Source organism: Enterovibrio qingdaonensis (genome assembly GCF_028683135.1).
GTDB lineage: Bacteria > Pseudomonadota > Gammaproteobacteria > Enterobacterales > Vibrionaceae > Enterovibrio > Enterovibrio qingdaonensis.
In genome coordinates this window covers 37,723-49,046 of the sequence record NZ_JAJUBB010000030.1, presented here as the reverse complement: position 1 = coordinate 49,046, position 11,324 = coordinate 37,723, and the positions used below count along the sequence as shown (strand labels likewise).

9 protein-coding genes are annotated in these 11,324 nt (G+C 49.5%); all 9 read right to left on the bottom strand.

Annotation, left to right across the window (positions count from 1 at the left end):
- Positions 1 to 41: 41 nt before the first annotated feature.
- The 9 genes from LRP49_RS23665 to LRP49_RS23625 all read right to left on the bottom strand — a co-directional run bounded on the left by LRP49_RS23665 (position 42) and on the right by LRP49_RS23625 (position 11,100).
- Positions 42 to 968 carry a glycosylasparaginase gene (locus LRP49_RS23665; RefSeq protein WP_274145932.1) on the bottom strand — a complete coding sequence of 309 codons (927 nt, stop codon included), beginning with the start codon at positions 966 to 968 and terminating at the stop codon, positions 42 to 44.
- An 18-nt stretch (positions 969 to 986) separates the two neighbouring features.
- Positions 987 to 2,369 (bottom strand): M17 family metallopeptidase, encoded by a 1,383-nt coding sequence (locus tag LRP49_RS23660; RefSeq protein ID WP_274145930.1) that lies wholly within the window; start codon positions 2,367 to 2,369, stop codon positions 987 to 989.
- A gap of 20 nt (positions 2,370 to 2,389) precedes the next feature.
- Positions 2,390 to 3,382 (bottom strand): ABC transporter ATP-binding protein, encoded by a 993-nt coding sequence (locus LRP49_RS23655; protein WP_274145928.1) that lies wholly within the window; start codon positions 3,380 to 3,382, stop codon positions 2,390 to 2,392.
- A 10-nt stretch (positions 3,383 to 3,392) separates the two neighbouring features.
- A complete protein-coding gene (locus LRP49_RS23650; protein ID WP_274145926.1) occupies positions 3,393 to 4,373 on the bottom strand; it encodes an ABC transporter ATP-binding protein in 981 nt (326 codons plus the stop codon).
- Positions 4,370 to 5,389, bottom strand: a complete 1,020-nt coding sequence (locus LRP49_RS23645) for an ABC transporter permease (protein WP_274145924.1) — start codon at positions 5,387 to 5,389, stop codon at positions 4,370 to 4,372. Before LRP49_RS23645 ends, LRP49_RS23650 begins: the two co-directional genes overlap by 4 nt.
- Positions 5,390 to 5,391: 2 nt before the next feature.
- Positions 5,392 to 6,378: an ABC transporter permease gene (locus tag LRP49_RS23640; protein ID WP_274145922.1), complete on the bottom strand. Its 987-nt coding sequence runs from the start codon at positions 6,376 to 6,378 to the stop codon at positions 5,392 to 5,394.
- A 126-nt stretch (positions 6,379 to 6,504) separates the two neighbouring features.
- Complete coding sequence (locus LRP49_RS23635) at positions 6,505 to 8,163, bottom strand: ABC transporter substrate-binding protein (RefSeq protein WP_274145920.1); 1,659 nt, start codon at positions 8,161 to 8,163, stop codon at positions 6,505 to 6,507.
- A gap of 178 nt (positions 8,164 to 8,341) precedes the next feature.
- On the bottom strand, positions 8,342 to 10,798 hold the full coding sequence (locus LRP49_RS23630) for a glycoside hydrolase family 2 protein (RefSeq protein WP_274145919.1): 2,457 nt from the start codon (positions 10,796 to 10,798) through the stop codon (positions 8,342 to 8,344).
- Between the two features lie 2 nt (positions 10,799 to 10,800).
- Positions 10,801 to 11,100 (bottom strand): PTS fructose transporter subunit IIB, encoded by a 300-nt coding sequence (locus LRP49_RS23625; RefSeq protein WP_274145917.1) that lies wholly within the window; start codon positions 11,098 to 11,100, stop codon positions 10,801 to 10,803.
- Between the last annotated feature and the right edge of the window lie 224 nt (positions 11,101 to 11,324).

Genomic DNA, 11,324 nt, shown 5'->3' with positions numbered 1-11,324 from the left:
CTTAATTAAGCGGCTTTTTTAGTTTGAGGCTGAGGCAGCACTTATCGCGTAAAAATCACTTCTGCTTTGCGCTCTTCTGGCTTATCCATACCCGTCTGCCAGAACCAGTAGGTAATGTTACCCGGACAGTTCAGGCTCACCACTTTGTGATTGCCATGGCGGTCAATCGCATGGATGGTTACGCCTTCGGTATACCCGTCCTTGAGGTAATCTAGGTCTTTGATCGCTTCATATACTGCTTCATCCAAGCTCATGCCCATTTTCATGTAAAGCACAACAGCATGGGCAGTCGAGCAGCGAATGCTCATCTCGCCAGTATGTGTACACGCACACGCACCGTAACGGCTATCTGCGTACGAACCCGCACCGATAATTGGGCTGTCACCTAAACGGCCTGGGTATTTCCACGCCCAACCAGACGTAGAAGTGGCCGCACTGATTTTGTCGGTGCTGTCGCTACACAGGAAAACAGTTGTATCACGCACACGCTCAGGGTCGGTAGCATTGTTAGAAAGCGGAGCCAACGGCACGTTAGGGAACGCCGCCTGTTGTTCAGGTGTCATAGACGCTTCTAGCTTTTCCCACCAAACTTGCTTGGAGTCTTCAATCAGGTTTTCCCCTGCCACTTCTCCAATTTCGTTTGCAAAAATCGCTGCACCCTCACCGACCAGAATTTCATGGTTCAGATCAGTCATTACCTTGTAGGCAACTTCTACTGGGTGCATGTAACCTTTCAGTGCACCAACGGCACCAGTACGCAAGCTGTCACCGTCCATGACCGACGCATCCAGCTCCATTTCACCCAGTACGTTTGGCCAACCACCATACCCCACGGTACGTACTCGTGGGTCGAGTTCGACCAGTTTAATTCCTTCCACCAAAGAGCGAAGCCCTTCTTCCCCCGCTTGAAGGCGACGAGCAGATTCTTCAATACCTGGGTAGGCTTCTGAGTTGGCGAGCAAAATCATGGTATTTCCTTATTTCTCTTAATTCGTTTTATTAGCAATGTGTTGGCAAAGTGAAGTCAGCAAGAATGTGCCGTAACCGGATGCTGCTTTTGGATAAATTTTGCGGTGTGTCATGCCAAGTGACATCGCCGCTGAATCGATGTGGATCCACTTCTGTTCTGGTGAGACAAAGTGATTGAGGAAGGTTGCGGCAACACTTGCGCTGCCATCGCCGTCTTCCGCACCGTGACGCACTTCAGCAAAGTCACTCTTCAGTGATGCTTCGTACAAATCAGTAGCAATAGGCATTTCCCACAGCAGCTCTGAGCAGCTGTTACCGGCAGCTTTCGCCAAGGTTTTGAGTTCATCGCTGTTGCCCATCAAGGAGGCAAATGCTTTTCCGAGCGAAACGCCCGTCGCGCCCGTCAGTGTCGCAATATCAATCAAGTAATCAGGTTGATAGGTTTGCTGCGCGTAGTGAAGCACGTCGGCAAGCACCATACGGCCTTCAGCATCGGTCGAAATAATCTCGACACTCTTACCAGACAACATGGTCACCACGTCGCCTGGTTTTATCGCGCAACCTGATGGCATGTTTTCTACCAAGCCACATAAACCGATAACACGCACTGGCAATTGAAGTTGGGCAATCGCATTCAATGCGCCAACCACGGCTGCCGCACCGCCCATGTCCACTTTCATGGTGCTCATGCGATGCTGACCTTTAATACTGATGCCGCCAGTATCAAACGTGACGCCTTTGCCAACCAAAGCAATCGTGGTTTGCGCGCCTTCTGGGTGGTAGTCAAGGCAGAGCATACGACCATCACGGTCACTGCCTTGCGAAATCCCTACCAAACCGCCGAAGCCCTGCTCACGCATTTCTGACTCGGTCAGAAATGAAAGCGCGGTGCCTTCCATTGGCAGTTCTTCAACCGCGCTAACAAATGATTCCGGGTAAATCACGTTGCCCGGTTTGTTTACCAACTCACGAGCAATCAGCTGGCTTTGTGCCAATACCTGACCTTCAAAGAATGCGGCTGACAGTGCCTCGTCATCAGATTTGAACTCAAACGCATTGATGTTCGGCTCAAGATGGAAGCTGTCTCGATGCTTGTAGTCGTAAGACGATAACGCCATCCCCAAAGACAGCCACTTTACCCACACTGTAGGCGCATGCTGTGCATACACATCGTCTTCAATATGGACTTCTAAGGTTTGCGCACGCTTAAACGTTGAAGCCAGTAGAAAGCCAATATCTTGAAGGTCTGCGACCGTAAATACAGCTTTTTTGATTTCGCTGTTGAACCCGTCAACATCTTGATTTAAATCCAGTGATTTACTGTCACCCTTGACCAGATTAAGGGTTCTTGTTGCATGACACTCTGTGTCCTTTACGCGGATAAACGCGAGTTGAAACATCTTGATTTCCTCACTTGTTATCATTCAAAGAGATAACAACGTACAAAGTGGTTTTCTGATAATTGGGTCACGGGTGGCAGGGCTTCCTGACACTTTTGGGTCGCATGCAGACAGCGGCCTGCAAACGGACAACCGACACTTTCAGGCGTCCAGAGCGGGATCTCTCCACGGTTGCCTTTCAATTTCTCGTGAATGGATTTATTTGGATCAGGCACGGCCGACACCAACAATTGGGTATACGGGTGCTGTGGGTCATGGATGATCTGTTCCACATCGCCCCACTCAACCATATGACCGACATACATGACGGCAAGGTCTTCCGCGATATAGCGGGCGGTGGCAATGTCATGCGTGATGTAAAGCAGGGCCATTTCACGCTCAAACTTCATCTCTTCCATCAGGTTCAATACACCTGCACGGATTGAGACGTCGAGCATAGAGGTCGGTTCATCTGCCAGTACCACTTCTGCGCCCACTGCAATGTTTCTTGCTAAGTTCACGCGCTGGCGTTGGCCGCCAGACAGTTGATGTGGATACTTCGCTGCCGTTTCTTTCGGCGGTGTTAGCCCTACTTGAAGAAGAAGGTCATACACCATCTCTTCCAGAACTTTCTTATCACGACCATCCACTTTGTTGTGGATCAGTAGTGGACGTGCGATATGGTGGAAAATCGTATGCGTTGGATTCAAAGAGCCAAACGGGTCTTGCCACACCATTTGCACGCCTTGGCGGTATAACATCAGATCATCGCGCTGGGTGATGGTCTGAATATCACGGCCGAAGTACTCGATGCTACCGCCCGACGGCGGGTACATTTTGGCGATCATTTTGGCCGTCGTGGACTTGCCAGACCCCGACTCGCCTACCACCGCTAAACCGCGCCCTTTATACATTTTGAAAGACACGTCATTAATTGCACGCATCTTGGATTTCTGTAACGAGTTACTGTTAACCGAGAAATCTTTGATGAGGTTTTTACCCTCAATAATGAGTTTTCCTGTTGGCTTGCTCATCTCTCTCCCCTCAAGCCTTTACGTTCTGCGCAGTGAACAAATGGCAGTTAGACAAACGGCCCGGTTCAATCATCTGAAGCGATGTCCGTTCGGTGTAACAGCTTGGCTGTGTCTTCCCGCAACGCGCCTGAAAACGACACCCTTTTGGAATATCGAACAAGTTCAATGGGCTTCCCGGAATCCCTTTTAGCTTGGTTTTTGGCCCCGTTAAAGGCGGGAAAGAACTGCCCAATCCTTCGGTGTAAGGGTGGAACGGCGTTGTTAGGATTTGCTTTGACGGTGCCACTTCAATCAGCTCACCGGCATACATAATCCCAATGCGGTCGGAAAACTCGACCATCAATGACAGATCGTGGGTAATAAACAGAATAGAAAAACCAAACTCTTCTTTCAGCGCATAGATCTTTTGCAAAATCTCACGCTGAACCACCACATCCAGTGCGGTCGTTGGTTCATCCATGATGATCATCTTTGGATTCAATGCGAGGGCGATGGCAATCACCAGACGCTGACGCATGCCGCCAGAGAACTGGTGCGGATAATCACTCAATCGGCTTGGGTGAATATCCACGATTTCCAACAAGCCTTCTGCGCGGCGTTTCGCCTGATCGCGAGTGAAGTTGGTGTGACGCATGATGACATCGCAGAACTGCTCTTCCATCGTCAACACCGGGTTCAGTGCATTCATCGCACTCTGGAACACCATAGAGACTTCTTTCCAACGAAAGCGCGACATGGCTTCATCAGACTTTTTCAGCAGATCGCCATGGCCATCAAAGAAGACCTCTCCATGGGAGATATAAGCAGGCGGCTTGTGAAGACGCATCAGTGAAAACGCAACGGTGGATTTACCACAGCCCGACTCACCGGCCAGGCCAAACACTTCGCCTTTGCCGATATCAAAACTCACGTCATTTACCGCGCGGATATCGCCGGCATCGGTAATGTAATCAACACACAAGTTGCGAATTGAAATTTGCGGTTCTGTCATGATTGCTGTCCTTTTTCAAACACAGGACGTTCCGTTTTATCTGACGATTTATCCCATTTGTTACGCATTTTCCAAAGGCGCAGGCCCTTGTGTGAACGCAGTTGCGGGTTCGCGATTTCATCCACGGCAAAGTTAAGCAGTGACAGACCTACAGCAATCATGGTCAACGCAAAACAAGGGGCCAGAATTTCCCACCACGCGCCGATCAGCATCGATGAAGAGGTTTGTACGTTGTAGAGCATGACGCCCCAACTGATGGCGTTAGGATCGCCCAAACCAAGGAAAGACAAGCTAGCTTCAGTCATGATGGCAAGGAGAACACAGCCAATGAAGCTGGCACCTAGAATCGACATCAGGTTTGGTAAAATCTCGATAGCAATGATGCGCCAGGTTTTTTCACCCAACACTTCCGCAGCACGAACAAACTCCTTCTCACGCACCGATAAGGTTTGTGCACGCACCACCCTTGCGCCCCAAGCCCAGGAGGTAATGGCAATCACCACGGCGATGGTCGCAGGCCCTGCCTGACCGATAAACGCTGCGATGATAAAGAGCAAGGGCAATTGAGGAACCACCAGCATGATGTTCATCGCTGCCGACAAGTAATCATCGATTTTGCCGCCGAAGTAACCGGCGGTAACGCCGATCGCTGTCGCGAGAAAACACACCAACACACCCGCACCCAGGCCGACAGCCAGCGATGTTCTTGCGCCATAAACCAGCTGTGACCAGACATCGCGTCCCATACGTGACGTACCGAGCACATGATCCGCGCCTTCAGACATCATCAAACGACGAGGGTTGGTCGCCAGATTCTTTGCAATCCAGCCATCAGGGTTATCCATTGCCGCTTTCACCACAAAGGCCGGGTATTCATGTGGGTTACCCGTTCCCACATCCGGGGCATGTTTCGTAATCACAGGCGCAAAGATTGCGGCCAGTGCGAACATGGCAAGAATGATTAAGCCCACTAGGGATTTCTTATTCCCAATAAGCAGTTTCATAAGGCCTTTCATGATTATTTACCTCCCTTGCGCAAGCGAGGGTCGAGATACACGATCATCAGATCTGCGAGGAAATTGAAGAACAACATAAACATGGTCATTAACAGCAACTGCCCTTGCAGCACTTGGTAGTCACGAGCGTGGATCGCGTTAAGTAACACGGTGCCCAAGCCGGGGTAGTTGAAAATCATTTCAACAATAAGTTGGCCACTGATCGCCGAACCCAATGCCATAGACAGAGCTGTCACGCTTGGCAGCATGGAGTTACGGGCGGCGTAATTGAATACAACACGGTTTTCACTCAAGCCCTTGGCTTTCGCCATGGTGATAAAGTCTTCATTGAGCAAGTTAATCATGTTGTTACGCATGCTGATGAGGAAGCCACCAATCTGTCCGATCGTGGCACAGAACAGCGGCAGAACGGCGTGGTAGGCAACGTCTTTATAGAACGCCCAACTACCCCAATCCGGCTGGGTACCTACGGTGTAAGCATTGCCCGATGGGAACCATTCAAGGCCAATCGCGAAGGTGTAGAGCACCAGCATAGCGACTACCACCGAAGGGACGGATTGCACCACCAGCATGCTGGGTGAAATAAACGAATCGTAATGGCTACCGCGACGCCAAGCGGCAAAAATGCCAAGCACCGAACCGATACAAAACGCCAAAATGATTGCTGAACCTGTTAAAAATAAAGACCAGCCGACTGCACTTCCCAGTAGCTCGTTAACCGTGATCGGGTAGTACTTAATTGATAAGCCCCAGTTTCCGGTGAAAATATTGCCAAGGTAAGAAAAGTATTGCTCGTATAAAGGACCATCCACAAAGCCCAACAGCTTTTTCATGGACTCGATACGCTCTGGTGTCACTTCTGCGGTTGCATTCGCAAACATCATGGTGACGGGATCACCCGGCATCGCACGGGGCAAAATAAAATTCAGCGTGGCGGCAAACAACAATGCCATTAAATAAAATGAAAGCCGTCGAAGAAAAAAGGCCATACCTTATCCTCAGATACAGTTAACCCGGCGCATATAAAAACAGGCATGCCCATTTCTATTACGCTTAGCGGTATGAATTAACGAGAAAATAGGAAGCACATGCGAACATATGCTTCCTAAACAACATTAGGCTTTAGGTTTTAAGTCCAGAACATGCAATAAACGCTCTGGTACACCCGCCCAAGACATTGGGCGGCCTTTTGGATTTTCTTCATTCCACCAGCCAGTAAAGCGGCTTTCATTGAACTGATACACATCCACGCCAGACATTACAGGAACGGTGACTTGGTTCTCTGCGATGATCTTTTGAATCTTATGGGCGATTTGCATCTGCTCTTCTTGCTTGTCCGTTTTGTAGAAGCTGTCCAGCAAGGTATCTAGCTCATCATTTTGGAAGAAATGCATCGCATAGCGAGGGGCGTTTTGTCCTTCCTGATAGCGAGAGTGGAACGCACGGTTCCAGTAGCGGTGAGGGTCTGCACCAATAACATAGTTGGTGTACGCCACATCGTAGGTACCAGAAAGCATCGCTTGGTTGTACACCGCAAAGTCAGCAGTGCGCGCTTTCGCTTTAATGCCCACTTTTTGTAGCTGTTCGACACCTAATTGAACTGCATTGTTAAAGTCTGTCCAACCAGTAGGTGATTGCAGTTCTAGCTCAATTTGTTTGCCAGTCGGCGTTTCCACAAACCCGTCACCGTCGATGTCGACAAAGCCCGCTTCTTTAAGCTGCGCTTTGGCATTGTCTACGCTGAAGGTGTTGTAACCCTTGTATTGGTTGTAGGTGTCTTTGTTCGCCCAGAAATCAAACACTTTGCCAAGGCCAGACGCATAGTCATTCACTACGCCGTTACCATAGAAAGCGATATTGATGATTTTTTGGCGGTCAATCGACATTGAGAACGCGCGGCGGAAATCGATATTGTTGATCGCTTCATTGTTGCCAGGATGCGGCGAATTGAAGTTCAACATGAAAGATTGTGGGCCAGCCGCTGGATACCAGTATTTGTGGTGCGGGCTTCTCGCTGAATAAATCATGTCGATATCAGGAATAAAGGCACCTGACCAATCCAGCTCAGACTTAATGATCTTGCTCAGCAGTTGATCATTGTTCGCGATTTGAGGAACTCGCAAACAGTCGACATCCAGGTTGTCATTGTCCCAGTAATGCGGGTTACGACACTGAATGTAGAGTTGAGGGGTAAAGGTATCAATTTCGGTAAACGGCCCCGAGCCCACTGGGTTTTCGTTGGTGAAAAGCTCAGGCTCTTCAATTGTTTCCCAAATGTGTTTAGGCACGATTGGAATGGTCGAAATCTCGTAAGGGACATTGGTGTTCACTTCTGTCAGATCAAAGATAACCTTGTTGCCATCTTGTCGTACTGACTTCACCCAGGTGTCCATGCCCTTTGGATCTAGCTCAGGCTTTTCTTTGATTAGCGCAAACGAATAGACAACGTCTTCCGCCGTAAGCGGCTTACCGTCAGACCACTTGACGTCTTCTCGCATTTCGAAGGTTACCTGCATCAGATCTTCTGACAGGTAGTAATCCTTCGCCAAACGCATAACTGGTTTGTTCCCGTGCATCTGGTTGAAAATCACCAAAGGCTCGTAGATGAAGTCCGTCGTCGTACGCAAGGTGGTAGACAGGAAAGGGTTGAAGTTTCTGATCATGGTTGGATAAAAATCCGAAACGATGGTCAGCTCGTGTCTCTCTGCAGCAATAGCGGTTGGCGCGGTTAACGCAGCCAGCACAATGGCGGCAAGTTTCGTTTTGCTAAGCATTGGGTGTCCTTACTTCAAATTACGTTATGGCTAAATCCCTGCACACGGCATCGTTGGTTGAGGCTGACTGATACTGCCTTTGTCTAACGTGATTAATTGACTGATCACGCTATTCAAGGTGTACGAAGCCGGATTATTGGCGATAAACATCGCCAATAACCTTCTCTTTCCAGACGTTTTAGTGTGTTGGGGTATAGCTTTGCGCTAAGTGATAAATCGACAGTTTTGAACTTATTTCTTCTGCCGATGCTGTACCTGTGTAAGTTAATGTCACAGGGCGGCACGGCATCAGCGTAAAGCTCGAATCGTTAAAACGTCCTTCCCCTTCAAACTCAGGGTGAACAAAGAACGCGGGCTTATCGGTGGTTAAGGTCACGGTGATCGCGCCATCTTGTTCAACGACATTGGCGTCTACCTTGGCATTTGGCAGCGGTAAACGCTTATACACATCATCAAACCAGGTGTTTGAAATCGTCTGCCCATCGCAGACCATATCAACGAAGAAGAAGCCTTCGTGCTTACGCTCTACAATCACATTTCGATCGCATTGCCACAGCACTTGGTTACCGTCTTCTTCGAGCATTGCTTCAACAGGCCAGGTATCAATCACTTCACCTTGCCAGTCATACCAGGTGACCTGCCCTTTCGCTTCCACCTGACGGTGTTCATCATTGATGACATTGAGCTTCAGGGTTTCACCATCATCAATAAAGACGGCGAGTTGTGGCGCAAAGAAACGTTTCGCGTGGTAATGAAGTTGCTTCCAGCGCCCCGTGTACTCAATGCTCGACCAAGAACTCACTGGCCAACAGTCATTCAATTGCCAGTAAAGAATGCCGCGGCAAACGGGTTTATTCGCACGCCAGTATTCACTTGCGGTTTTAATTGCCAAAGCCTGCTGTACCTGACTGAGATAAAGCATCTGTGCAAAATCGACAGGGAAGCGGAAGTAGCGCGTAAACATTTCAGTGATGATGCTGTTGCCGCGACCGTTCTTCTGATGCTGTTCAAAAGTGGGTGACGTTACGTTCCAATCTTCTTTCGCCGCAAAGGTTTTTACGGTTGGTAGCGAAGGCCAAGACTGGTAACCAAACTCACTGCAAAAACGCGGTTTGATGCTTTGGTAAGCATCAAACGATTTACCGGAATGCCACACATCCCAAAAGTGCATGTCGCCTTTATTGTCGTCGTGCCATGCGTCACCAAAGTCCAGCTCACCATTGCACGGGGAGCTCGCCCAGAAGCGACGGCTTGGATCTTCTGTTTCAACAACTTCTTGCAGAACACGGTTCAGGCGGTCGTAGTTCACCACGTATTTTTCGCGATTACTCTTAGACTCTGGGTACCAACCAATGGCACCGATAACCTCATTGTCGCCACACCACAGAGCCAAAGATGGGTGATCGCTCAGGCGACGCACCTGCTCTGTGATCTCTTGACGAACATCGTTTAAGAAATCAGGTGTTGACGGGTACAGCGCACACGAGAACATCAAGTCTTGCCATACCAACAGACCGAGCTCATCACACAAACGGTAGAACACATCTCGCTCGTACATGCCACCGCCCCACACACGAATCATGTTCATGTTGGCAGCTTTCGCATCTTCTAACAGACGACGGTACTGCTCAGGGGTTTGTTTACCTGGCATGGCATCTAGCGGGATCCAGTTTGCGCCTTTCGCCATGACGGCTTTGCCATTGACCACAAAGGTCATGGCTGCGCCAGCGTCGTCTTCTGACGTATCGACAGTCAGCTCACGAAGCCCCAGTTGCTTCTCTACCAATTGCCCATCTAGCGACACGCTCAATTGGTAAAGCGGTTGTTCGCCATAACCTGCTGGCCACCAGCGTTGCGGATTTTGTACGGTGAAGCGCATTTCCGTTTTGCCACCTGCAAGTTCTGCGGTAATAGATTGGCGTTCGCCCGCTGGCGAGATCAATTCACACTCTGCCACTTGCGCTTCTGAGCCTTCCAATACATCAGCGGTGATTGAGGCAATCACAGTACACTGACCGTCTTGCTGCCACTCCTGACGAGTGCGAACATCATTCAAGCGGGCTTGCGAAATTGGCTGAATACGGATGCTGTCATAAATACCGCTAACCAGCAGGCAAATGCCCCAATCCCAACCTGCATGACACTGGGTTTTACGCAGTGTGTTCATGTGAGGCACTTGGTTGTTGCCCACCGCCCATGGCACAGGGAACGGTAAGCGTTCAGCGCGGGCTTTGGCTTCGATATCGGCGCGATTTAACGTTACACAAATGTAGTTTTCGCCCTCACGTAGCAACGGACGAATGTCGCGACGGTAATGGCGGAACATATTGCTGCAATGCAGTGCCGTTACGCCGTTTACCTCAATCTGCGCCATGGTATCTACCATGCTCAGGATCAGGTCGACTTGCTGTGCTTCAAGTACGTTTGCGTCGATGTTAAACGTACGGGTCATTTGCCAGTCGTGTTCGCCGACCCATTGCACTTGGGTTTCGTTACAGCCAAGGTATGGATCAGGAATGATCTCTGCGGCTAACAGTGCAGAGTGAACATCGCCTGGTAATGTAATTGGTGCGGTAACGTCTGGATTAGTTAGCGATGATAGTTGCCATACGCCATCAAGATTGAATTGACTCATGATTAGGCCTCCACAGCGTCCAGTGCTTCCGATGGATTCACAACCAAACGCTTCACCGTGCTTTGGATAACCTTCTTACCTTCAAAACGCGCTGTGCCATTTAGTTCAATGTCGGTTGTCAGGATCACGGCATCTGCACGAGCAACATCGTCGGCGGAGATTTCGTTCTCTGCACCCAAGGCTCCTTGGGTTTCCACTTTGATGGTCCAGCCTCGAGCAATTGCTGCTTGTTCGAGAGATTCCGCCGCCATATAAGTGTGGGCAACGCCAGAAGGGCAAGCGGTAATGGCAACTATGTTCATGTTTAACTCCAGCACGTCTTTTTATTTCCCGTTAATGAGCACGTCATTGGCCCATCGGGTTTTTGATGGCGAAATCATCGCATAGCTGAAAAAAGGGTCGAGCGGGATTTACTGGATAATTTTACTCCCTGTTACAAAAGCGAAGACTGATCATGTTTCATCACAGGGAAAAGCCAAGTGAGAAAAAGCGGGCGAAAAAAAAGCACTCCAAAGAGTGCTTTTAT

Excerpts from the sequence above, each read along its gene's own strand:
- LRP49_RS23630 (WP_274145919.1), bottom strand. The coding sequence starts at position 10,798 with ATGAGTCAATTCAATCTTGATGGCGTATGGCAACTATCATCGCTAACT.
- LRP49_RS23645 (WP_274145924.1), bottom strand. The coding sequence starts at position 5,389 with ATGAAAGGCCTTATGAAACTGCTTATTGGGAATAAGAAATCCCTAGTG.
- LRP49_RS23635 (WP_274145920.1), bottom strand. The coding sequence starts at position 8,163 with ATGCTTAGCAAAACGAAACTTGCCGCCATTGTGCTGGCTGCGTTAACC.
- LRP49_RS23665 (WP_274145932.1), bottom strand. The coding sequence starts at position 968 with ATGATTTTGCTCGCCAACTCAGAAGCCTACCCAGGTATTGAAGAATCT.
- LRP49_RS23650 (WP_274145926.1), bottom strand. The coding sequence starts at position 4,373 with ATGACAGAACCGCAAATTTCAATTCGCAACTTGTGTGTTGATTACATT.
- LRP49_RS23640 (WP_274145922.1), bottom strand. The coding sequence starts at position 6,378 with ATGGCCTTTTTTCTTCGACGGCTTTCATTTTATTTAATGGCATTGTTG.
- LRP49_RS23660 (WP_274145930.1), bottom strand. The coding sequence starts at position 2,369 with ATGTTTCAACTCGCGTTTATCCGCGTAAAGGACACAGAGTGTCATGCA.
- LRP49_RS23625 (WP_274145917.1), bottom strand. The coding sequence starts at position 11,100 with ATGAACATAGTTGCCATTACCGCTTGCCCTTCTGGCGTTGCCCACACT.
- LRP49_RS23655 (WP_274145928.1), bottom strand. The coding sequence starts at position 3,382 with ATGAGCAAGCCAACAGGAAAACTCATTATTGAGGGTAAAAACCTCATC.